The sequence below is a fragment of the Paenibacillus sp. J22P277 genome (assembly GCF_059383675.1).
Map to the genome: position 1 here is coordinate 513,395 of NZ_JBXENS010000005.1, position 21,424 is coordinate 534,818.

The 21,424-nt window shown below is 55.6% G+C and carries 23 protein-coding genes; 14 read left to right on the forward strand and 9 right to left on the reverse strand.

Annotated features, from left to right (window positions below; all coding sequences use genetic code 11):
• The first annotated feature begins 20 nt into the window (after nt 1–20).
• The 7 genes from AC50YL_RS19405 to AC50YL_RS19435 all read left to right on the forward strand — a co-directional run bounded on the left by AC50YL_RS19405 (nt 21) and on the right by AC50YL_RS19435 (nt 7,528).
• A complete protein-coding gene (locus AC50YL_RS19405) occupies nt 21–1,451 on the forward strand; it encodes a UbiD family decarboxylase (protein ID WP_494834020.1) in 1,431 nt (476 codons plus the stop codon).
• A gap of 129 nt (nt 1,452–1,580) precedes the next feature.
• Nucleotides 1,581–2,360 carry a LamB/YcsF family protein gene (locus AC50YL_RS19410; RefSeq protein WP_494834022.1) on the forward strand — a complete coding sequence of 260 codons (780 nt, stop codon included), beginning with the start codon at nt 1,581–1,583 and terminating at the stop codon, nt 2,358–2,360.
• Nucleotides 2,361–2,382: 22 nt separating this feature from the next.
• A complete protein-coding gene (locus tag AC50YL_RS19415; RefSeq protein WP_494834024.1) occupies nt 2,383–4,110 on the forward strand; it encodes an FAD-binding protein in 1,728 nt (575 codons plus the stop codon).
• Nucleotides 4,111–4,129: 19 nt separating this feature from the next.
• Nucleotides 4,130–4,441 carry a 2Fe-2S iron-sulfur cluster-binding protein gene (locus tag AC50YL_RS19420; protein ID WP_494834026.1) on the forward strand — a complete coding sequence of 104 codons (312 nt, stop codon included), beginning with the start codon at nt 4,130–4,132 and terminating at the stop codon, nt 4,439–4,441.
• A 53-nt stretch (nt 4,442–4,494) separates the two neighbouring features.
• A complete protein-coding gene (locus AC50YL_RS19425; protein WP_494834028.1) occupies nt 4,495–5,454 on the forward strand; it encodes a substrate-binding domain-containing protein in 960 nt (319 codons plus the stop codon).
• 81 nt (nt 5,455–5,535) lie between these two features.
• Nucleotides 5,536–6,735, forward strand: a complete 1,200-nt coding sequence (locus tag AC50YL_RS19430; RefSeq protein WP_494834030.1) for an LLM class flavin-dependent oxidoreductase — start codon at nt 5,536–5,538, stop codon at nt 6,733–6,735.
• 340 nt (nt 6,736–7,075) lie between these two features.
• Nucleotides 7,076–7,528: a hypothetical protein gene (locus AC50YL_RS19435; protein WP_494834032.1), complete on the forward strand. Its 453-nt coding sequence runs from the start codon at nt 7,076–7,078 to the stop codon at nt 7,526–7,528.
• A gap of 80 nt (nt 7,529–7,608) precedes the next feature.
• Here AC50YL_RS19435 and AC50YL_RS19440 read toward each other — a convergent pair whose 3' ends face one another.
• On the reverse strand, nt 7,609–8,514 hold the full coding sequence (locus tag AC50YL_RS19440) for an alpha/beta fold hydrolase (RefSeq protein ID WP_494834033.1): 906 nt from the start codon (nt 8,512–8,514) through the stop codon (nt 7,609–7,611).
• A 135-nt stretch (nt 8,515–8,649) separates the two neighbouring features.
• On the opposite strand from AC50YL_RS19440, the gene AC50YL_RS19445 reads away from it, so the two are divergent.
• The gene (locus AC50YL_RS19445; protein WP_494834035.1) at nt 8,650–9,012 is read left to right on the forward strand and encodes a winged helix-turn-helix transcriptional regulator; all 363 of its coding nucleotides are present in this window, start codon (nt 8,650–8,652) and stop codon (nt 9,010–9,012) included.
• Between the two features lie 190 nt (nt 9,013–9,202).
• Here AC50YL_RS19445 and AC50YL_RS19450 read toward each other — a convergent pair whose 3' ends face one another.
• The 3 genes from AC50YL_RS19450 to AC50YL_RS19460 form a co-directional block, all read right to left on the reverse strand.
• On the reverse strand, nt 9,203–9,964 hold the full coding sequence (locus AC50YL_RS19450) for an SDR family oxidoreductase (RefSeq protein WP_494834037.1): 762 nt from the start codon (nt 9,962–9,964) through the stop codon (nt 9,203–9,205).
• Between the two features lie 47 nt (nt 9,965–10,011).
• The gene (locus AC50YL_RS19455) at nt 10,012–10,392 is read right to left on the reverse strand and encodes a MerR family transcriptional regulator (protein WP_494834039.1); all 381 of its coding nucleotides are present in this window, start codon (nt 10,390–10,392) and stop codon (nt 10,012–10,014) included.
• A gap of 178 nt (nt 10,393–10,570) precedes the next feature.
• Nucleotides 10,571–10,828, reverse strand: coding sequence for a hypothetical protein (locus AC50YL_RS19460; RefSeq protein ID WP_494834040.1), 258 nt, complete (start codon nt 10,826–10,828; stop codon nt 10,571–10,573).
• Between the two features lie 136 nt (nt 10,829–10,964).
• Between AC50YL_RS19460 and AC50YL_RS19465 the strand changes: the two genes are divergently transcribed.
• On the forward strand, nt 10,965–11,147 hold the full coding sequence (locus tag AC50YL_RS19465; protein WP_494834042.1) for a hypothetical protein: 183 nt from the start codon (nt 10,965–10,967) through the stop codon (nt 11,145–11,147).
• Nucleotides 11,148–11,701: 554 nt separating this feature from the next.
• A complete protein-coding gene (locus tag AC50YL_RS19470) occupies nt 11,702–12,049 on the forward strand; it encodes a CD3324 family protein (protein WP_494834043.1) in 348 nt (115 codons plus the stop codon).
• A gap of 479 nt (nt 12,050–12,528) precedes the next feature.
• On the opposite strand, the gene AC50YL_RS19475 is transcribed toward AC50YL_RS19470, so the two are convergent.
• On the reverse strand, nt 12,529–13,407 hold the full coding sequence (locus AC50YL_RS19475) for a LysR family transcriptional regulator (RefSeq protein WP_494834045.1): 879 nt from the start codon (nt 13,405–13,407) through the stop codon (nt 12,529–12,531).
• A 175-nt stretch (nt 13,408–13,582) separates the two neighbouring features.
• Here AC50YL_RS19475 and AC50YL_RS19480 point away from each other — a divergent pair, with 175 nt between their 5' ends.
• Both AC50YL_RS19480 and AC50YL_RS19485 read left to right on the forward strand, forming a co-directional pair.
• Nucleotides 13,583–14,041: a cupin domain-containing protein gene (locus AC50YL_RS19480; RefSeq protein ID WP_494834046.1), complete on the forward strand. Its 459-nt coding sequence runs from the start codon at nt 13,583–13,585 to the stop codon at nt 14,039–14,041.
• 441 nt (nt 14,042–14,482) lie between these two features.
• Nucleotides 14,483–14,689 carry a hypothetical protein gene (locus tag AC50YL_RS19485; protein ID WP_494834048.1) on the forward strand — a complete coding sequence of 69 codons (207 nt, stop codon included), beginning with the start codon at nt 14,483–14,485 and terminating at the stop codon, nt 14,687–14,689.
• 56 nt (nt 14,690–14,745) lie between these two features.
• On the opposite strand, the gene AC50YL_RS19490 is transcribed toward AC50YL_RS19485, so the two are convergent.
• From AC50YL_RS19490 to AC50YL_RS19505, 4 genes are all read right to left on the reverse strand, one after another.
• On the reverse strand, nt 14,746–15,855 hold the full coding sequence (locus tag AC50YL_RS19490; RefSeq protein ID WP_494834050.1) for a Ger(x)C family spore germination protein: 1,110 nt from the start codon (nt 15,853–15,855) through the stop codon (nt 14,746–14,748).
• Complete coding sequence (locus tag AC50YL_RS19495) at nt 15,852–17,237, reverse strand: spore germination protein (RefSeq protein WP_494834052.1); 1,386 nt, start codon at nt 17,235–17,237, stop codon at nt 15,852–15,854. The genes AC50YL_RS19490 and AC50YL_RS19495 overlap by 4 nt, the downstream gene beginning before the upstream one ends.
• Nucleotides 17,230–18,309: a GerAB/ArcD/ProY family transporter gene (locus AC50YL_RS19500; protein WP_494834054.1), complete on the reverse strand. Its 1,080-nt coding sequence runs from the start codon at nt 18,307–18,309 to the stop codon at nt 17,230–17,232. The genes AC50YL_RS19495 and AC50YL_RS19500 overlap by 8 nt, the downstream gene beginning before the upstream one ends.
• Nucleotides 18,310–18,895: 586 nt before the next feature.
• A complete protein-coding gene (locus AC50YL_RS19505) occupies nt 18,896–19,516 on the reverse strand; it encodes a TetR family transcriptional regulator (protein ID WP_494834056.1) in 621 nt (206 codons plus the stop codon).
• A 138-nt stretch (nt 19,517–19,654) separates the two neighbouring features.
• On the opposite strand from AC50YL_RS19505, the gene AC50YL_RS19510 reads away from it, so the two are divergent.
• Nucleotides 19,655–20,572 carry an ABC transporter ATP-binding protein gene (locus AC50YL_RS19510; RefSeq protein ID WP_494834058.1) on the forward strand — a complete coding sequence of 306 codons (918 nt, stop codon included), beginning with the start codon at nt 19,655–19,657 and terminating at the stop codon, nt 20,570–20,572.
• Complete coding sequence (locus AC50YL_RS19515) at nt 20,565–21,269, forward strand: DUF2705 family protein (protein WP_494834060.1); 705 nt, start codon at nt 20,565–20,567, stop codon at nt 21,267–21,269. Before AC50YL_RS19510 ends, AC50YL_RS19515 begins: the two co-directional genes overlap by 8 nt.
• Nucleotides 21,270–21,424: the final 155 nt, after the last annotated feature.

Sequence of the window (21,424 nt, forward strand, 5' to 3'; positions counted from 1 at the left end):
GATGAACAGGAGTTGACAGCATGGCCCAGGATTTGAGAACGTATCTCCGTCAACTGACGGAGCTTAACCCGCGCAGCGTGCGGCTGGTGGACAAGGAGGTCGATCCGCGGTTCGGGATCACGGCGTATGCCGCGGCCTTGGCGGAGAAAGGGGATTATCCGGCGCTCATCTTCAATTCGGTAAAAGGTTCGGATTTTGCCTGCGTCTCCAATCTGCTGACGGAATACGAGCGCATCGCCCTCTATCTGGGCTGCGAGGTTTCGGACATCCCGCGCGTGTACGGGGAGAAGCTCAAGAAGCCGATCGCCCCGGTCGTCGTCGAACGCTCGCAGGCGAAGGTGAAGGAGAACGTCGTATCCGAGCAGGATGTCGATCTCGGCAAACTGCCGATTCCGGTTCACAACGAGATGGACGGCGGTCCGTACTTGTCCGCCGGCGTGATGATCATCCGCGATCCCGATTCCGGTCTGATCAACGCGGGCATCTACCGCCATCAGATCTTCAACGCGACCGATATGGGCGTCTGGTTTCTCGGCGCCCATCATGGCGGCCTGATCTACAAGAAGTACAAGAAGATGGGCAAGCCCGCGCCGATCGCCATCGCGCTCGGCCATCATCCCGGCTTCGTCATGGGTTCGGTATCCCGGGTTCAAGGCATAGGCGGCGAATACGAGGCTGCAGGCGCGCTGATGGGCGAGGCGCTGGAGCTGGTGCAGGCGGAAACCTCGGATCTGCTCGTCCCCGCGCATGCGGAGATGATCCTGGAAGGCGTGATTCTTCCCGACGAGGATCATGTGGAAGGGCCGTTCGGCGAATGGCCGGGCCACTATCTGGGCGGCGGCTCGGTGCCGAAGATTCGCATCACGCGCATTACCTACCGCAATCATGCGATTTTTCAGGATATCGTGGCTTCCAGCAGGGAGCATCTCGTGGTCGGCGGCGTTCCGCGCTCCGGCAGCATCTATCAGACGGTCAAAGAGGTCGTTCCGAGCTTGAAGACCGTGCACGTGCCGTTCTACGCCCGGATGCACTGCTACATCTCGCTGCATAAGGAGCGCGAAGCCGACGTGAAGAAAGCGGCGTTCGCCGCGCTTAACACCGAACAGGAGAATCTGCGGCACATCGTGATCGTCGACGACGACATCGACGTGTTCAACGGCGAAGAAGTAGCTTGGGCGATCGGGACGCGCTTCGATGCGGAACGGGACCTGCTCGTCATTCCGAAATGGAACGGCCCCGGCGGCCTGCTGCCGACGAACTGGGAGTACAACGCGGAAGGCAAAAATACGCCGCGGATGTCCAGCGCCGCGATCGTCGACGCCACCAAGCCGGCTCCGCCGGTCGTCTTCCCGAAACGCGCCGTCGTGCCGCGGGAATTCATCGAGCTGGCCGACCTGCGGGAGCTGCGCGAGCCGGGCGCGGAAGAACGCGGGAAGTGGCTGGATTCTTAAGCGTCGCATGCGGCGCAGCATCGTCTGGCGGCCTTCGGGGCCGCGAGGCGCGGCTGCGCCGCTTGGCATCGAAGCGAGGGCTGGATGGCGAATTAGACGCGCACAATACGCAACGGGAGGTAGATCAACATGAAAACGGTGGATTTGAACTGCGATTTGGGTGAAAGCTTCGGCGCGTACGCGCTGGGGCGGGACGAGGAAATTCTCAAGCATGTCACGTCGGCCAACATCGCCTGCGGTTTCCATGCCGGCGATCCCGCGACGATGCGCCGCACGGTCAAGTTGGCCTTGGACAACGGAGTCGCGATCGGCGCGCATCCGGGCCTGCAGGATCTGATCGGCTTCGGCCGCAGGGATATGGACATCAGCCCCGAAGAGGCCTACGATCTGGTCGTCTACCAGATCGGCGCGTTATGGGGCTTCGTCCGTGCCGAAGGAGGCGCGCTGCAGCACGTGAAGGCGCACGGCGCCTTGTACAACATGGCGGTGCGCAGCGAACGGCTGGCCAAGGCGATCGCCGAGGCGGTATACCGCGTCGATCCGTCGCTCGTGCTGTTCGGCCTTGCCGGCAGCGAGCTGATCACGGCAGGCAAACGGGTCGGGCTGCGTACGGCAAGCGAAGTGTTTTCCGATCGGACGTACCAAGCCGACGGTTCGCTCACGTCGAGGCGCCTGCCCGACTCCGTGATCACGGACGACGACCGGGCGCTCGCGCAAGTGATTCGCATGGTTGCCGAGGGCAAGGTGCGCACCCAGCAGCAGACGGACATCGACATCCTGGCCGACACGATCTGCGTGCATGGCGACGGCGTGCGCGCCGTCGAGTTTGCCGGGAAGATCCGAAGCTCGCTGAGCGAAGCCGGCCTTGCCGTGCAGCCGATCGGCGCGAAGCCGGCGTCGTCGAACTAAGCGGGCGGAAGGAGTGGCGATAATGACAGCGAATGCGATACAACTGCAAACCGATGTGCTGATTATCGGAGCCGGCGCGGCGGGCATGATGGCTGCAAGGGCAGCGGCGGACGAAGGGGCCGACGTCATCTTGTCGGACAAAAGCCTGATCGGCCGCGGAGGTGCGACGATTCTCGCCCAAATGACCGTTGCGGTCGCGCTGGGCGAGGCGGAGGAAGACAGCCCCGACGTTCATTTTGAGGACACCATGAAGGGCAGCCGCGGACTGGCCGATCCGCGCATCGTGCGCGCGATCGTCGATCGCGGACCCGAGGTGATCCTCGAAGCGGAGGGGTACGGGGTGAAGTGGGCCAGAACCGCGGACGGCAAACGCTCGCAAGCGTTCGCGCCGGGGCATTCCCGCGCCCGCTGCGTCTACGTGGACATATTGAACACGGGCGGCGCGACGGTCAACGGGCTAAAACGGGCCATCTGGAAGGACGAGCGCATCCGGCGGCTGAAGAATGTCATGATCACGAAGATCGTGGTCGACGACGGCCGGGCGGTCGGCGCCGTCGGCTTCGATATGGAGGAGCTTCGGCCCGTCGGCATCGCCGCGGACTCGGTCATTCTCGCGACCGGCGGATTGACGGAAGTTTACGAGCGCAACAGCGCTTCGACGAATATGACCGGTGACGGTTACGTGCTGGCGGCAGAGGCGGGCGCGGAGCTGCGGGACATGGAGATGGTGCAGTTCTTTCCGATCGCGCATCTGTATCCGCCGCTCGTCGGCATTGACCCGATCATGTGGGATCCGTTCCGCTACAAGCTCGGCGGACGGCTGCTGAACGGCGAAGAAGAGGAATTCATGCACCGGTACAACGGCGAAGTCGCGGGCAAGTATACCGCGGCGCGCGATCAGACGACGCTGGCGATCTTCCGGGAAGTCGAGGCGGGCCGCGGCACGCCGCACGGCGGAGCCTATCTGGATTTCCGCATGGTGCCGGAAGACAAGCTGAAGGAAGCATTCGGTCCGGTCATCGAGATCTTGCGCAATCAAGGGGTCGATCTGACCCGGGACATGGTGGAAGTGGCGCCGATGGCGCATTTCATGCTGGGCGGCGTGCGCGTGGACGAAGGAATGCGTTCCCGAGTTCCCGGGCTGTTGGCCGCCGGCGAGCTGATCTATGGCATGCACGGCGCCAACCGGCTCTCGGGGAATGCGATCACCGAGGCGCTCGTGACCGGCCGCATTGCCGGCGAAACGGCGGCTCGGGAGCGGAAGCATCCGGATGGCCGCGGGTCCGCGCAGGACAACGCGCCTATCGTGATGCGCTCGCTCGAAGCTGAATTGCCGCGCCTGGAAGCCTTCTGGCATCCTGCGGACGCGGACCGCGATACGGCTTCGCTGCAGGCGTTCAAGCGGAAGCTGCAAGCGGTCATGTGGAAGGGCGCGGGACCGCTGCGGACGGAGGAAAGCTTGACGGCCGCCTTGGCCGAGGTTCGGGCGCTTCGCGCGGAGCTGGATGCGATCGCGCTCGCCAAGCCGGGCAAATTCGCCTTGCCGCTGGTCGAGAAGCTGGAAGCCGCGAATATGCTCCAGGTCGGCGAAGCGATCGTGCTGGCCGCGATCGAACGGCGGGAATCGCGCGGCGCGCATGTTCGTCTCGATTACGAGGAGACGCTGCCGACGGCGGCCGGCTTCAGCCTGTCGCTCACGGAGCGCGGCGAATGGCGCTTGTCGCCCGTTGCGCCGGCAGCCGATGCCTAACATGAAGGAGGGAATCATCATGTCCACCGTTAAGCTGCAGGTCACCCGCGGCGAGCATGGCTCGGAGCCGGCCGTCGAGACGTACGAAGTGCCCTACCGGGAAGGAATGAGCCTGCTGGACGCGATCTTTTGGATCCGCGAGCATGAAGATCCTTCGCTTGCGGTGCGGTATTCGTGCCGTTCGGCCAACGCGTGCAAGGAATGCTCGGCCATCGTGGACGGCAAAGCCGGTTTCCTGTGCAGCATTCGCGCGCAGGCCGGCAGCGAAGTTCGCGTCGAGCCGCTGAGCGGACGGCCTTGGATCAAAGATCTGGCGACTGCGCTCGACTAGCGTGACGAAGCCGATCACTCGTGATACGGATCAACGAAAGGAGCCGATTGTAAATGACCGAACCGAAGTTGACGATGGCGATGTCGGAGAGCGACCGGACGCTGAAGCTGCTGTCCGGCGCGCGCCGCCTGCCCGGTTTTGAATTGGAAGCGAAGCAGGAAACGGTCGAGCAAATCTTCATCAACCAAATCTCGCGGGCGATGTACGACGTATCCGAGCTGTCGCTGGCCTCTTACCTGATCGCCAAAGGAGGCGGAGACGCCCGGCTTACGGCCATTCCCGTGTTTCTGTCCCGTTCCTTCCGGCATAACGCGATCTACGTGCGCGCGGACAGCCCGTGGCGCCATCCGTCCGAGCTGAAGGGACGGCGCTTCGGATTTCCGGAGTTTCAGATGACGGCCGCCGTCTGGGTCCGGGGCATGTTCCGGGAAGAATGGGGCATCGCCGAGGGCGAAATGCAGTGGTTTACGTTCCGTCCGGAGCGGGTGCCGGTGGAGATTCCGGCCACGCTGACGGAAGGCGATCTGTTCGAAGCGCTCGTCGACGGCCGGGTGGATGCCGTGATGTCGGCCCGCCGCCCGCCGGCTAATCTGTTCCCGGCTTCGGGCGAAGGCGGCGCCGTGCGCCGGCTGATTCCGGACGTGTGGGACGAGGAACGGGCCTATTACGACCGGACGGGCATTTTCCCGATCATGCATCTGGTGTCGCTGAAAGCGGAAACCGTGGAACGCTACCCGGACCTGCCCAAGCGGATGTACGAGCTGCTGCTCGGCATCAAGAACGAAGGCGTCGCCGGACTGTTGGAGACGATCAAGAACAATACCTCGGATCCGTGGCTCTGGGAATCGGTCGAACGCTCGTCGCGGTTGATGAACGACGATATCTGGCCGTACGGCGCCGAGGCGAACTGGGCGCAGATCGTCAAATTCATGGGCTATTTGCGCGCGGACGGCCTGCTCGGCCGCGAGCTCGCCCCGGAAGAAGTGTTCCATGCTTCCGTATGGAATGCCTGATCGAAAAAGGCGAACGAACCTGCTCCAAGCGGGGGAACGGCGCGCCGCCATTTTATATTTTCGGATAGGAGTAGGTACACGATGAGCGCACCGCAACAACCGGAAACGCTTCTTTGGACGACCGAGGAGCCGCAAAACCATCCGGACAGTCCGCTGTCCAAAGCCTTTGCCCAACCGCTGATGCTCGGTCTGTTTCTGCCGCTGCAAACGGGAGGGTGGTCGCAATCGACGCTGCCCCGGGGAACCGACTGGACGTTCGACTATAACGCCAAGCTGACGCGGCAAGCGGAGGACTTGGGCTTCGATATCGCCTTTGGCCTATCCCAGTGGCTGCCCAAGGGCGGCTTCGGCGGAGAGTCCCATTACCGGGAAAACTTCCTCGATCCGTTCGTGTCGGCGGTCGCGCTTGCTTCGGTCACGCGCCGGATCCTGCTGATGGGCACGATCCACGTCCTGTACGGCCCGTGGCATCCGATGCATCTCGCGCGTTTCTTGGCGACGGCCGATCATATCTCGCAAGGACGCTTTGGGGCGAATATCGTCACGGGCTACGCGGAGAACGAGCCGCGGATGTTCGGATTGTCCAGAGCGGATCACGATCAGCGCTACGCCAAATCGGCCGAATTCACCCGTATCTGCAACGCGCTGTGGTCGGGCGTCGATAATCTGACGTATAACGGGGAGTTCTATTCCCTGGAGGATGCCTACGTCTCGCCCCGTCCGCTGTACGGACGACCCGTGCTCGCGACGGCGTCCGGCTCGCCGGCCGGCTTCGACTACGCGTCGCGGTATTCGGATATCGTGTTCGTCTCCAGTCCGGCCGGAGAGAAGCTGGCCGACGCGCTGCCCAAGCTTCCCGCGCATGTCGCGCAGGTCAAGGACGCTGCGACCGCCCGCGGCCGCCAAGTGCGGGTGATCATTAATCCGACCATCATCGTGCGGCCGACCCGGGAAGAAGCGTTCGCCTATTACCAAGCGATCATGGACCATGCCGACCTCGGCTCGATCCGCAGCTTCTCCTCGCGGCATGCCGCGGGCGACAGCCAGTCCTGGCTGGAGCATTCGGCCAGGGGGCGGGCCGTCGGCGGACATCTGCACATCATCGGATCGCCCGAGGAAGTCGCGGAGCAACTGAAGCAGCTTCACGCGACGGGCATCGACGGCATTCAGATTACGTTCTACGATTACGAGCCGGAGCTTGCTTACTTCGGGGAGAGCGTCATCCCGCTGCTGGAGCAAGCCGGGCTTCGGTTGCCGCTCTCGCCGGACGATAAGTCGTAATTGCCATCGACGTTAGGACCCGTTAACTGTAGTTATGAAATGTTATATTGGCTGCAAATGCAGCCGAAGTGAACGGCCCCGCCATTGCTAGCTGAGACTAGCGATGGCGGGGCCGTTTTTTTGCGACCATCTGGAAGTGCGATAATCAGGCAATGCTCATGATTTATAAGTCATATCGACATAAGTGAGATACAATTAATTACAAGCGTTATTTGGCGTATAGTTTGGGGAGTATCGTGGCGCCGTTAAAACCCATAAGTATAAAATAACGTCCGATAGATCGATTCGCATGCTTAATCCTTCGAAGGCAGGTAATATCTTTAAGACCGGGAGAACATGAATGAAAATAATATTGATTATGTTCGTATTTGTATTCTCGCTGAACTTGCTTTCTTGTTCAAAACAAGAGGACGTACAACGTACATTTAAAGGCGAGGGTCAATATTGGAAGGCAACCGTGAGTCCGGAAATACAATTTAAAGCAGGGAAGAAACGGTTTAAGATTGCCTATCAATATTCAGGACCGATCAATGACCTGCATCGAATGAAAAACTTAACGTTTGCTCAAGGAACGCTCTTGGATACGCAGACCGTAAACGTTAATGAATTTCCGTCTAACGACGAGCAAACAAAGCAATCGGAGCGTGTAATAATTGAATATGAATTTAATGACAAGGATCGGAATTTTAATACGTTCGATGCAATGGAAAAGGACAGAATGAGTATTCAAATTCATTGGGAATTGGAAGATAAAGTATTCAAAGACGTTATCGAGATTCGAGGGAGACGGTGACATCGCTCGCACCATATTCAAGCATCGAGGCATCCAACAGGAGTAGGGCGGCTACTCGAATTAATGGACCCGACGCTACACTACCTATCGGGCATGGTCGATGTCGTAGTCCGCGCCGATCGTTCAATCACTCGCCGAATGGCGGCCGCAACCCGATCGGGCCGATCCTCTTGCACGTAATGCGAGGCGTCTTCGAGCGCCTCCGTTTCATGCAGCTTGAGGTATCCCTGCCATTTGTTCATCTCGGAGGCCGGAAATCCGGCGCTGTCTTTCAAGCCCCACAGGATCTGCGCGGGTAAATCATTCAGCGCGGGCAGCTTCGATTCGATCTCCGCGAGCCAAGGCCGCGCCTTCCGGATCGACCGGGGGAATATCCATGTCGGTTTTCGGGATTGCGGCGTAGGGAACGGGTCGGTGTAGGCTTTTCTTAATTGATCCGAAATGCGATCCGTATGATAGATCCCGTGGGGAACGATTTTGCTGGCGAAGAAGTTCCGCCTGGTCTGAAGCCAGTAGCCCAGCGGCCAGCCTCCCATGGCCAAGGAAAACATCTTCATCGCCGGCAGCGTCGCCGGCCACGCCCACGTATTCATCAGCACGAGGCCGCGCAGATTATCCCGGTCCTGCACCGCGTAATGCATTCCGATCGGTCCTCCCCAGTCCTGCACGACGAGCACGAAATCAGTCAGCGCCATGCGGCGGATAAAGTCCATGACGGCTTCCGCATGCTCCTTCGGCGTAAACCCGTACTCGGACGGAGCCTTGGACATCCCCATGCCGGGGTAATCCAGCGCGACAAGGCGGCATTCGCCGCGCAGTTCCCGAATGACATTGCGATAAAGGTACGACCACGTGGGGTTCCCATGCAGGAGAAGTACCGTCGGTCCTTGTCCTTCGTCGATGTAATGCAGGTATCCGTCGCCATAGGGCATCCAGCGGTCCTCGAAGGGATAATCCGCGGAATCTACTTCAAATGATCTTTTCATAGTTGTCGCCTCAACTTTCCTTAAGCTCCCATAATGTTCCTGTCTTGTTCACAATCGTACCGAATTGTGGTACATTTGAAAAGTAGTTACATTAATGTGCAATAGTTTCAAAAAATGAAGCATGGAGGGTTACCGATGATCAGTCCAACCTGTCCAGGGGCAATCGAACCGATCTTGACCATATTGGACGGCAAGTGGAGCCTGCTTCTCTTGCGCGAATTGTTCAATGGCACCAAGCGTTTCGGAGAATTGCGCCGCGCGCTGCATCCGATCAGCCCGAAGACGCTGACCGACCGGTTGCGCATGCTGGAGGAGAACGGAATCGTGACGCGCACGTTATATCCCGGCGTACCGCTGCATGTCGAATACGAGCTGACCGAACGCGGGATGCATCTGCAGCCGATTTTTGCCGCCATGTGGGATTGGGTTCAAGCCTATGGCTCATGTCCGCGACAAGAGACGGACGCCCAGGGGCAAGAAGCCGAACAAGCGATGTGATCGCGCGGGATGCGGCGGGCGAGGCAGAAGACGTAATACTGCGGCACAGCAAAAAACTCGCCAACCTGCGGCGAGTTTTTTGCGTCTTGCGTTTGTTTTTCGCTTTTCGTTTTTTGGTCTTTTCGTTTTTGCTTTTCGTCATTTGCTTTTCGTTTTTGCTTTTCGTCATTTGCTTTATTCGAACGCGTGGTTATTCGACGGCGCTTTTCGTCGCCTCGTAAATCTTTTGGGCATATTCGTCGATATCGTCTCGCGACATGCGCAAGCGATTCACGGAAGTGCCGTATCCGATCTCCGGTTTTCCCTCGGCAAGTCCTTCGAATATGCCGTCCGCGAAGGCGTCCAACGGTTCGCCGTGAATATGCAGCCCCGATCCGCCCAGATTCGTATTCACCGCCGGCGGAGCGACTTCGACGACTTCCACGGGCGTCCCGGAAAGTTGTAGCCGCAGGCTCATCGAGAAGGAATGCAGCGCCGCTTTCGTCGCCGAATAGATCGGGGCGATCGCAAACGGGGTAAACGCGAGCCCGGAGGTGACGTTAATGATCGCCGCCGTCGCTTTTGCCGCAAAATAAGGCGCGAACAGCATCGCAAGATGGATGGGGGCTTCGAGGTTCGTCGCGATTTCTTGGCTGAAATGCCGCCAGTCGTTCTTCGCATCCGCCTTCAGCACGTTAAAGCGTTGTTGGATTCCGGCGTTGTTCACGAGCATGTTCACGTCCGGATAGTTCGTCGTGACCCAATCGAACAATGCCGCGCGCTCGGATTCGATATTCAAATCGCTGACGCGCGTAATCAAGCCGGGGAGCCGTTCTTTCGCTTGCGCCAGTACTTCCTCGCGCCGTCCGGTTACGATGACCGTGCTTCCGGCTTTGATGAAGCGCTCCGCGAAAGCAAGTCCGATTCCTGCGCCGCCGCCCGTGATGAGTATCGTATTTCCCGTCAGTTTCATTCGCGTTCCTCTTTTCCGTGATTTGCTTCTCCCATGCTCTTTTCAACCTAGCATTCTTCGGTTCCCTGTTGAGCGCGATTGGTGTAACGCGCGATTTTTTTGTCGATGCCCTTCAGGGATTCCGTCATCAGCGCAATTTCGGCCAGCACGGCTTGCTTGTGCTTCTTCATCATGTCAAGCCGTTGCTCGACGGTGCGATCGCCTTCCGCGACCCAGTCAACGTACTGTTTGATCACGCTAATGGGCATATGCGTGTTTTTCAAGTAGACGATGATTCCGAGCAGCGTAAGATGATCCTCCGAAAATAGTCGCCTCCCCGCCTCGTCGCGCTCAAGGTGCGGGAGCAGTCCTTTTTTTTCATAATAACGCAGCGTGGATTCGGGAACGTTCAATTTGGCCGAAGCTTCGCCGATCGAGTAATACTTCATCCGGAGGCCTCCAAAAGTTAAGCTTGCATTGCCGACAGGACTAGCATACGACTTAAACCATGGTTTAAGTCAACAACAAATACGAATCAATCGCTTCTTCGCCTTCAGGTCACGGATCTGCATAGCCGGGCAGCCGGCTCATCCGGGCAAAGGCGAAGCAGGGTTAGCCCTGGAGGGTTCAATCGACGGGGGCGCGACGTCTCTTTTTTGGTCGTGCCTTTCTTTTTGTCGTCCTTGCTCGAATATTTCTCACGGGAGCCACGGCGACGATAGACGGATAGGGAATATCGATCGGACCGAAAGTTTTATCGTGGATCGTCAAAAAATCGTCATGCAACTGAATGATATGACCGCGCACGATTTTGCCGTTCGAGAGAAAAACGGTTATTTTGTGAAATAACGAAAAATAGTTTTCAAGCCGATCGGTCAATTTCATTGGAAACCTGCCTCCGATCTATCGGTTCCGCCGCTTTCAGAATTGTTCCGGCTTGGAATAGATAGTTTAATAGACTAGAACATGCGCGTTTCGAATGTAATATATTATCCTATTCACACGAACAGGAGGAACCAACATGGAATATATCAGAGAATTGTTAATCCTTCGCGCGGCTACGTTAGCGACTGTACAAGTCGTGCTCGACGGAGGCATGTTGCTGTTAGGAACCGTGGCATTCGTAAACGATAACGCGGTCGCGATATCAAGCGGGATCGGACTGAGAGTCATCGCGATCGATAAAATCGTCTCCGTAACTTAATGCGAAGTTAAACGAAGATTTTTGCAATACGAAGGGATTGGTTGCCGACGAATTCGGTGGTAATTATATTGGAGTATATGATGATACGCGCCATTATGAAGCGGCGATCTTCGAGTGCAAACAAAGGATAACGATCGGGTAATTACTTATTTCCGGAGCGCCATGAAGGCGCTTTTTTTCTGGGTTCAAAGGGTGAACTTGAAGTAGAAAACGATTATAGCCATTCTTTCTCTTGCCGGAGCATGGCTTCGCATGCGTTAATATAGATGTCGGGCCGACGAAATCTTGGCGAAAGGAGCTGATTCAGTTGATCAAGCATACGGAGGTGCTTTTCGCCTAAAGCGAAAAGCGCCATGCGGAGGGAGGCCTTGCGGCCTCCCTTTTTATAACATGGAACGGATGACGGAATGAACCGTTTTCACTTATACTGATCAAAGAAGCGCGATGCTGCGGCATGGACGCGCTTTTTCCAATTTGACGAGAGGGGGAAGGAAACGTGAACAAATCGATATCCGAAGGCGATGTTGGGGCCCAAACGATGAAGGAGGTTTGCGTTGAATTACAAAAACGGAAAAGATGTGCTTCCCCCTAGACTATTGGAGGAGCTTCAACGCTATATTCAAGGAGAACTGCTCTATATTCCGAAGCAGCAAAACGAGCGCGCCGCATGGGGCGAAAAAAGCGGTTCGCGCGTCATGATCGAGCGCCGCAACGAAGAGATCTACCGGCGTTACGAGGACGGAAGCACCGTACCCGACTTGGAACGGGACTATCATTTGTCCGGCGAAAGCATTCGGAAAATTATCGTCAAGCTGCGCAGCGCGGCGGCGTTCGCCATAGACGGGCCAGATACCGCCGACGAGGCGGCCGCATACGAACCGGTCCGGGCCGGCAAGCTTTGAAGCGAGCCCGATTGGGCGAGGAAAAGCCGAAACGCATGGTGCGTGTACACAGCGTGCGTTCGCCAGTCAGCTTAAGCGCTTCTTACGGAGAAGCGTATAACCGCATACATGCAGTATCGAATAGGCCGCTGAATGCTCAGCGGTCTATTTTCTGTTTGCAGGACGAGCGTCACGCAGCGCCTCGCGATTGACCGCGATGTCGCCGCTCACCTCGACGGGAATGTGTTGTGTCATGCCGGCTCCATTCCTTCCAATGCAATCCATTCGTGTAGCATTTGCGCAATCCGGCCGCGTTATGCGATAGGTAATCGAGCATATCGCGGGCAAACTAATGCCGCGAACCAATCCGAAAACAGCCGCTTGTTCCCTGGGAGAACAAGCGGCAGTCGATAATCCGTCTCAAGAACCGACGGAGCTGCGCGTTTTATAAGCCATCTTTAAGCGGACAAGTTAATGCGAGAGGCATCTTTTGTTAACGCTTATTCCGCTTGGGCGGCCGAAAGCTGCTTGATGTCCAGCTGACGATATAACTTGGAGCCGATGTCGGCCGAGCGAGCGGCAAGCACGATCGTGCGGCGCAGTTCGGGTTCCGCGATGGGCACGGCGTGCAAGCCCAGCAGCTCCGCCTCCGCGCGGAACAATTCCGGCATCACGGTGATGCCGGTGCCCACGGCAACGTTGAACAGAAATTCAACGCTCTCGTCGACTTCGAGCTTGACGTTGGGGCGGTACCCGTACTTCTCCGCGATCGCGCTGAACTGCGCGTGCGCCTCGCATTTCTGCGTCGCGAACACGAAATGCTCGTCCCTCAGATCATCCAGGCCGAGCGCTTCTCGTCGTCCGAGCCGGTGGCCTGCCGGTAGCACGGCGATATAGGATTCGCTGAACAGCTCCTTGCTCCACAGCCGGCCTCCGACGAAAGCCGCATCCATCAGGGCGGCGTCGAGATCGCCTTGTTGAAGCTCTTCCCGCAGCTCGGCCGACATTTGCCGAATCTTGACCGTAACCGGATAACCGGAGGCATGATAATCGCGGAGCCTTCCCGGGAGCACCAGCTTCATGACGCTCGGAAGACTGCCGAGCGTATAACCCGGTTCGGCCGCGTATTGGCGCATCTCCGCTTCGATCGCATCAAGCGATTGCACGACGGGCGCGATCCGCTCGCTAAAGCGTCTGCCGGCCTCCGTCAGCTCGACCCCCGCGGCGGTGCGGCGAAACAGCTCGACGTCGTAAGCAACCTCGAGCTGCCGGATATGCTTGCTGATCGCCGGCTGAGTCAAGCTGAGTTTCTCGGCCGCTTTGGATAAGCTCTTCCATCTTACGGCTTGCGTAAAGCTGCGGAACCATTCCACCTGCATCCTGCGACCCTCCTATAACGAATGGTAATACCCCTCCAACATAGCGGATGTTCCGTAACGGTACCAGTCGCGTTATTATCAAATGAATCGATCTTAACACAGCGTCAGCGGATCGAGAAGCCGCAAGGATTGACAGTACTGGAAAACGATACGTTTCAAAAAAGGAGCATGCGTAATGTCAGAAGTTTTGGATGTACTTGGACCGCGTCTACAGCATTTAACGGAATTGTCGGACGGCATGAGCTATTGCCTGATGAGAGGCGAGCTTGAACCCGGCGTATTCGTTCCTGTTCATAGCCATGAGGATCGGGAAACGTTCGTCGTTGTTTCCGGGGAGATCGAAGCCTGGAACGGCGATAAATGGTCGGTGCACCGGGTCGGCGATACGGTAGATATTCCGTCCAATCAAAAGCACGCTTGGCGGAACGCCTCGAGCGAGAAGGTAACCTTGCTGATCGCATCCACGGTCAAAATGGGTAAATTTTTCAATGAAATCGGCCGCCCCGCCGCTTCCGTGCCGCCGGGTCCGCCCGAGCCGGCTGCTTTGATGCATTTCGTGGAAGTGGCTATCGCGTACGGCTATTGGCTCGGTACGCCCGACGAGAACGCCTCGATCGGTCTGTCGATGGGTTAACATACGCAGCATTCCAAAAAAAGGCGGTGCCAGGGAAAATTGCCCTGGCGCCGCCTTGTTTGATTGGTACCGGTTTCGGCGCCTAGTCGATGATCCGCGCGCAGCCGCAAATCAGGAGACGGATCGAGGAGCAGGATGCGATTCCATTTGGAGTTCAATACGCATGTCTTCGGTACCTTAGCCATGATTCGAGCTTTCGCGCCGATCATTGAACACGGCCTGGCCGGCTCAAAAAGGTCAAGCGTTCCAAGAATCATAAAGACAATCGCAGCGACCGTTTCCCGGCACAATACCGGGGAGCGGTCGTTTGGTTATAGGGCACGTACTAGCGGGAAATCGTGTACGGAGGATAATTATTATTATTTAACATATTATGTTAAAATTCACTTATTACCGCCAAGAGATCAACCTCGATAGAAGAGAGAGGGAGAAGCGCATCGCATGATCAGATTAATCGGATTATTCGTCGTGTTCGTCGCAGGGGGATTCATGATAATGGGGAGAATGAACCCCCGGCGACGCGAGAAATGGGCTTTTATCGTCATTACATGCATCGGTCTCGCGCTATGGGCAAGCCTGCTGCTCCATCGGCCGCTGGATCTGAACAAGGCCATAGGCTGGATGATCGATTGCTTGCCGAACCTATGAAGTTCCCTCCATACCCATACTCGTCCCATGAAAAGTTCCGCAACCACAAGCTCCAGCTACTCCCGCAGCTCGAACATGTTCGTGGCCAAGAGATTGACTTTGACATGCACCTCAAGCCCCGGGATATCCTCGTTGACGGCGAGACCTTTGCGGTACCAGACTTCGTTCAAGGAGTAGAGGTCGACGGATCGTTTCTTTCCGACTTCGTAGGTTTGCATGATTTCCCCCTCGATGTTCTTCCGGATCAACTGATTCACGGCTTTCAATCCGAGCGGTCGTTTCTGTTCCCGAAGGGAGGCGTCCATGCTGATGTACAGGCGGACGATTCGGCTGCCGTCCTTATACGCGGCGGTTTTCTTGACCTTGTTGTTCTTAAGCGCGGCGGTGCCGACGAAGGCGCCCTGATCGTCCTTGAGAGGGAGAAGGCCGCGCACGGTTCTCTCCTTTAACCATTTCACCCCGCTTACTTCCTCGCGGTTGAATTTGCCCGTGCTCTTCCCGTCCTTCAAAGCGACCAGGCCGTTCACGATCGGCAGCGTAATCGGTTTGCCGTCTTTATCCCAGTTCTCGGAGAGCTTGATATGATCGATCAGCGCCGTCTCGAACGGCTCTCTCGAGGATCGGATGAAATGCTGGTAATTCACCGGCTCGAAGGAGGATTGCATCTGTTTATATAAGAGATTCGGCTGATAGTACAAGGTGTTGATCGAGGAGCTTCCGGTAATCGGCTTCGTGCCGAGGACCTTCGCGAGGTCTTCGTTCGTCGCGAACACCCAGGGCGTGTAGCGTTGATCGCGCGTTCGCATCAGCTCGTCATGGATATCGAAGACCCCCCTGGCAAGCATGCGGTCGCTGAAGATAAACGCCTTGTTCTGCGTCCAATCGGTTCGGATCTGGCTTTCCTTCTGCAGATCGTACATCGCCATCCCGATGCTGTCGCCCTCGCCTTTGCCGACCACGACCGGGTTCTCCGTGCTTCCGCTTCCTTCCTGTTTGGCCATGGAGGCAAGCACGTTGATCTGCGCATAGATTTTGTATTTCCCGTCGGCGTAATCGATGCCGATCAGATTGACGAAATTGAAGTATTGAATGTTTTTGACGTCCCAACATCCGCAGAGGGATATGGCAAAGCAGCCGATGACAGCCGATTTCCAGATCCGCTTCATCGTTTTCCGTCCCTCATCTTCGTCTCGTCCCGCAAATGGAGGTTTTGCGAACGTTTTTTCATTTGATTCGCCGCTTTTTTTAGGAGCGCCCCTCGGATATCTCCCCATGAAGGCGGTGAAAGCGGAGAGAGGTAAGGGACCCCGAACGATTTGAGATCCGATAAATAGGCGATGACGAAGAAGACGGATAGGAAGAACCCGAACATCCCGAGCATCGAACAAACGATCATGATGAGAATGCGGACGATCGACACGACGCCGCTGAGCGTGGGGTTTACGAGCGTGTAGCCCGCTATGACCGTGGTCGCGGCGACGACCGTGACCGTCGGGGACGTTATGCCGGCTCGTATGGCGGCATCGCCAACGATGATGCCGCCGACGACGGTTACCGTCGGTCCGACCGACTTCGGGAGCCGGAGCCCTGCTTCCTTGAACAGTTCGAACAAGATCAGCACGATTATCGCCTCTAGCGGAAGCGAGGTCGGAAGACCGATCCGATTCGTCGCGATCGTAGCTAACAGAGGCAGCGGTACCTGCTCGAAATTGAATCCGATCAGCGCGATGTAAAACCCGGGCAGGAACAATGCCAAATGCCAGCCGAATAAACGGATTAAGCGTTGAAATGAGCTGATGACGGCTCGGTAATAGCCGTCTTCCGGTGATTTAATGAGCGCCGTTAGCGTAACCGGGGCAATGATCGCTAACGGCGAACCGTTAAGCAAGATCACGAAGCGTCCGCCGATCAGGTACTCCGCGGCAAAATCGGGCCGTCCCGTATTGTCGATGAGCGGTAATACCGACCTGCTTCTATCCGATATGGCTTCTTCCAGCTGAGAGCTCGTAATGAGCGCATCGATGTGAATGTTCCGCAATCTTGTCCGCGCCTCGTCGACGGCGTCCTTATTCGCAATATCTTCGATGTAGAGCAGGCATAGCGAGGTCTGACTCCGGACGCCGATCGTGTAGGATTCCACTTTGAGCGTCGGCGTTCCCAGCCGCTTGCGGATCAGCGCTACGTTCGTCACGAGGCTTTCGGTAAATCCGTCGCGGGCGCCCTTCGTGGCCGTTTCCGTAACGGACTCTTCCGGGTTGCGCTGGGGCGGGTCCGCGACGTATTGCGCGTAAAAGCATGCCGTTGACGCATCGAAAAGGAGCAAGTTGCCATTGAACACGATTGCGGCGAGCTCGTTCTTCCATTCGTGCGTAAGGGTTACGGGGTGCTGCCGCCAAACCTCCATGTCGACGGTGCTGATTTCGTTGATCTGCTGCCGATTGGACATGCCTTCGCAGAAGATGAACAGAAAGCTGCCGTTCGGCTCGAATGACACATCGCCGCAATTCTCGAATAACGCCCGGACGTCGCTTTCGCTTCTGTTAGCCAAGGGGCTTCACCGCTTTCTTCGACTTTCCCGTCCAAATGCAGATCAAAAGCACGACGCTCATCGCGCCGCAAAGCAGACTTGATCCCGTATAGTACGTCTTCACATGATCATGGAATTTCACGTCCGACAGCTTGAGCAGATTGACCGCAAAGAGAAACAAGGCGATCAGAAGGAACAGGATCTCGGGATGCCGCCATTTTTTCACCCATAGGGTTTGGATGATGTAGATCGCCAGCGACATGCGTATGAACGCGCCGGCCAACCATTGATAGATGGACAAAAAGTCGGTTTGACTCAACATGCTGCCGATGGAAGCCATGCGCCACTGCTCGTACGCCGGGTAGCGCAGCTTCTCGGCTTCGAACGGGCCGAACATCGCGATGATGCCCGTCAACGGCCCGAGCGTCAGCTCGATCAGCATGAGAACGACCAGCAGCAGATTTTTGCGGGACAGTTTTCCCTTGACTTCGTCCTTCAGGAAGAACACGAGGAAAAGCTCCGTGATGCCCGACGTCGTGTACCAAGCGCCTTGGGCGATCGACTGTGCCGAATGTTTGAAGATCGGGAAGAGGTAGCCATATGCTTTGAATTGAAAATTCACGGTCATGATATAGAGGCCGAGCAGCACGATCCAGGGCAGCAAGATGCCGTTGGTGATCGCGATCGCGGCCAGCCCCTTCCTTGCCGTGAAATAACAGATGCCGATGAGACATAGGCCGACTACCCAAGTGGGGGTGTAGGTCAAGTAGGAGGTATTCGTCCATACGATCGTATCCCGTAAGCTGATGCTCGCCTGCGTAAAGAAATAAACGGAGAACAGGAGCGTGAAAATGAACCAGACCAGCGAATTCGTCTGTTCCTTCACCCATGTGCCGAGCGAAGAAGGAATATGTTTGTAGATGTAAGCGTACAGCAACCCTAACAGCAAGGAAGGGACGATCGCGGCCAAGACGGAAACCCATGCGTCGCGGGTCGCGGTATCCAGCAGGATGGGAATCAGGATGACATGGTTGGAGACTCCGATAAAGGTAATCAGCAGCATCGACAACTGGAAGGGGGTGATTCCGTTCAAACCGATCAGTTCCTCCTTTCGGATGCAATGTGGCTAAGATTACCAAATCAAGCGAATTCTATGCAGCAGGAATGGACGACGAACGCCAAAAGGCCGGGTAGTCACCCTGCTGGTGCAACCGGCCTATCGCATGCAGCTGGAGCTATCGGGATACGATTTCCTGAACGTTTTGGGCTACCTTTTCGTTGGCGATCAAGCCCATGTCGGACGAGAGAGGCAGGGGACATGCGCCATGCGCTCCCGTTCGTTGAACGCATGCAGCAAAATCAAGATTGCCGGCTCGAGGGCGAGGATATCCTTGAATGTCGAGACTTCCTTTCGAGGCAGACTGCGCGCGCAGGCCTGTAACGTCATGCGCTTCATTCGTTAAGTGATAATACTTTTCATTTAAGTTTGTCAATTCCGTTTGTCAGGGGGTCTCGCCGAAGTGAGCGGAACCATGCAGGATTGAGGCGCAGGATGCGGATATGAACATGAACGGCGAGTCACGAGGGGAGAACCGCCGACCAAAAGAAAAAGCGAACCCGCATCTGGGTTCGCTATGATTAACGCCTAAGGACTTCGCAATGCTCTTAGCCCCTTCTATTTACTGACCATTGGAGTCCGGCCTCGCAACCCGAAAGATGTGGAGAAGGGAATATTCAAACAGTTGCTTCGGCATATCATCCTGAATAATGTGGCGATAAATGGCCATGCCGCTTTCGAGCGAGACCAGCATCCAAACAATCCCCTCCGCGGATAACTCTCCTTCGTTCCCGTCTTCAAGCAATGGCTTCAAATCTTCCGCCAATCTCCGTACCGACCGCAGCACGATATCGGCGAAAGCTTGCCTCGTCGATTCGTCCCTCATCGCAAATAGAACAAACTCCATCTTCAAAAAATCCCAAGTGCGGTGTTCGTTCCAGCCGGACTCGAAATTTTTGGTCATGAATGCAATGAACTGATCAAGCGTAAATCGATCGCCTAGTACAGTGACGACACTCTCAACCTCGATTTGCAACTGCTCTTCAAAAAGGGACATGAACAACGCTTCCTTAGACTCGAAATGCGCATAGAATGCTCCTTTCGTATAGCCCGCTTCTTCGACAATCCTATCGATCGACGCCCCATGAAAGCCCATTCGCGCAAACACGCCAGCCCCTGCTTCTATGAGATGACGCTTTGTTTCCCGTTTTCGTTCTTCTCGCGTTAGACGTATTCTGCTCACGGTTACCTCCTCATGCTAATAAATCCGATATTCCCGTCAAAAAGTTATATTTGACAATAATACCATACAGACTTAAAATACCAAATAGTATATGAATACTGTTGAGGATATAAAAGCTGTCAATGAAGGAGCAATAGGATGATCGATTTCGTCAAAACATACGGTTTATTCAAGACCGTGCAGGGGCAACAACTCATTGCGGATGTAAGCATGACTATTAAGAGAGGGCAGATTTACGGTTTTCTAGGACCTAACGGATCCGGAAAAACGACGATCATGAAGATGATCCTGAACCTTGCGCAGCCAACTCGCGGATCTATTGAATTATTCGGAGAAACCTTGGTTCCAGGTTCTTATCGCCAGTTAGGACGAATCGGGAGCATGATTGAATACCCGATCTTCTACGAGAAGCTGACCGCTTTGGAAAATTTGCATATTCATAATGCGTATATGAACGTTTCGCATGATCGTTCAATTGAGCGTGTATTGAAGCTTGTCGGCTTATACTGGAATCGCGAACAAGCGGTCGGAAAATATTCGCTCGGCATGAAGCAGCGATTGGGGATCGCTCGCGCAATGATCGCTCAACCCGAGTTGTTGATCTTGGACGAGCCTCTGAACAGTTTGGACCAAGAAGGAGTAGAGGAAGTCCGGGATATCCTTCAACAACTAAATAGAGAACAAGGCGTTACCCTTCTCATCTCCAGTCATCAGTTAGACGAAATGGATAAACTAGCCGATGCAATTGGCGTTATCAAGAACGGGAAACTGCTCGCGGAACAAACGATGGCCGAAGTTCGCGGAAGGCATGCGGGTTATATGGAAGTCGTTACGAAAAAGGCGAAGGAAGCTGCTGTCGTATTGCAACAGAAGCTTAGGCTCTTACAAGTCGTCGCGCGAAACGATATCATACGTATTTCGGACGATGTCGAGCAAAGGGACGTATACAATACATTAATCCAGCATGATATTCAAATCGATTCGATTCGAAACGTCAGCGGCTCCCTGGAAGATTATTATTTGGAGCTGACTCAAGGAGATCATGGTCATGATTAAACTCATCCGGATCGAGTTGAAGAAACTCAAGCTAAGGGCTTTTGTCCGCACAACGATCATTTTATCGTTGGCGCTCGCATCGATTGGCGTAATTCTTCCTGTCGTAGAACGGACTGACACGGGCTCGACCGGAGAATTGTTCACCGATTACCCTTCTGCCTTTGCTTTAATCAATGTGATGAACGGAACTGTATTTATCGTATTTGCCTCCGTGCTGATAGCTAAATTGGTTGTCGAGGAGTTTGCCAACAAAACGATTCTTCAGTTATTCAGCTACCCCGTCAAACGAAAGAAGCTGATAGTGGCGAAAGCATGCATCGTTTCCGGGTGGACATTTATTGCGGTCATCGTTTCAAGTGCCATGACAACCTTCGTATTCATTATAGGGAATATGTTACTGCACTTTTTTCCAGGCTCGCTCTCTCCGGAAGCAGCTCTTCGTCAAGGGATGAATCTGGTCTATCTGGGATTGACTGCGACCGGTATAAGTCTCATCCCGTTTTATGTTGGAATGAAGACGCATTCTACACCGGCGACGATCATTTCTTCGCTTCTGATCTGCGGGGCGCTCAATTTCTCCCCCTCCGGAGTCTCGCTCTCCATGACGGTCATTGTTCCTTTTTCGCTGGCATTCGTAGGCATATGCTTGGGATTTGCATCCATTAGAAACCTGGATCATAATGATGTGCTTCAATAGGGACCGGACATACGGGTTCGTTAAGGCGGTGTTTCGTAATGTGGATTGAAAGCAATTGGCCGATCGTGAATCTAATTGGCTGCGTGATCGTAGCCATAATCGTTTACCTATATTGGAAGAAGAAACGCAAGTAAAATGAATCCTCAGCAACCGTA

Bases quoted from the DNA above. Each gene is read 5' to 3' on its own strand.
- AC50YL_RS19465 (WP_494834042.1), top strand. From the start codon at position 10,965: ATGGAATATATCAGAGAATTGTTAATCCTTCGCGCGGCTACGTTAGCG.
- AC50YL_RS19430 (WP_494834030.1), top strand. From the start codon at position 5,536: ATGAGCGCACCGCAACAACCGGAAACGCTTCTTTGGACGACCGAGGAG.
- AC50YL_RS19460 (WP_494834040.1), bottom strand. From the start codon at position 10,828: ATGAAATTGACCGATCGGCTTGAAAACTATTTTTCGTTATTTCACAAA.
- AC50YL_RS19475 (WP_494834045.1), bottom strand. From the start codon at position 13,407: ATGCAGGTGGAATGGTTCCGCAGCTTTACGCAAGCCGTAAGATGGAAG.
- AC50YL_RS19425 (WP_494834028.1), top strand. From the start codon at position 4,495: ATGACCGAACCGAAGTTGACGATGGCGATGTCGGAGAGCGACCGGACG.
- AC50YL_RS19415 (WP_494834024.1), top strand. From the start codon at position 2,383: ATGACAGCGAATGCGATACAACTGCAAACCGATGTGCTGATTATCGGA.
- AC50YL_RS19510 (WP_494834058.1), top strand. From the start codon at position 19,655: ATGATCGATTTCGTCAAAACATACGGTTTATTCAAGACCGTGCAGGGG.
- AC50YL_RS19405 (WP_494834020.1), top strand. From the start codon at position 21: ATGGCCCAGGATTTGAGAACGTATCTCCGTCAACTGACGGAGCTTAAC.
- AC50YL_RS19455 (WP_494834039.1), bottom strand. From the start codon at position 10,392: ATGAAGTATTACTCGATCGGCGAAGCTTCGGCCAAATTGAACGTTCCC.
- AC50YL_RS19435 (WP_494834032.1), top strand. From the start codon at position 7,076: ATGAAAATAATATTGATTATGTTCGTATTTGTATTCTCGCTGAACTTG.
- AC50YL_RS19410 (WP_494834022.1), top strand. From the start codon at position 1,581: ATGAAAACGGTGGATTTGAACTGCGATTTGGGTGAAAGCTTCGGCGCG.
- AC50YL_RS19445 (WP_494834035.1), top strand. From the start codon at position 8,650: ATGATCAGTCCAACCTGTCCAGGGGCAATCGAACCGATCTTGACCATA.
- AC50YL_RS19490 (WP_494834050.1), bottom strand. From the start codon at position 15,855: ATGAAGCGGATCTGGAAATCGGCTGTCATCGGCTGCTTTGCCATATCC.
- AC50YL_RS19440 (WP_494834033.1), bottom strand. From the start codon at position 8,514: ATGAAAAGATCATTTGAAGTAGATTCCGCGGATTATCCCTTCGAGGAC.
- AC50YL_RS19420 (WP_494834026.1), top strand. From the start codon at position 4,130: ATGTCCACCGTTAAGCTGCAGGTCACCCGCGGCGAGCATGGCTCGGAG.
- AC50YL_RS19480 (WP_494834046.1), top strand. From the start codon at position 13,583: ATGTCAGAAGTTTTGGATGTACTTGGACCGCGTCTACAGCATTTAACG.
- AC50YL_RS19485 (WP_494834048.1), top strand. From the start codon at position 14,483: ATGATCAGATTAATCGGATTATTCGTCGTGTTCGTCGCAGGGGGATTC.
- AC50YL_RS19515 (WP_494834060.1), top strand. From the start codon at position 20,565: ATGATTAAACTCATCCGGATCGAGTTGAAGAAACTCAAGCTAAGGGCT.
- AC50YL_RS19450 (WP_494834037.1), bottom strand. From the start codon at position 9,964: ATGAAACTGACGGGAAATACGATACTCATCACGGGCGGCGGCGCAGGA.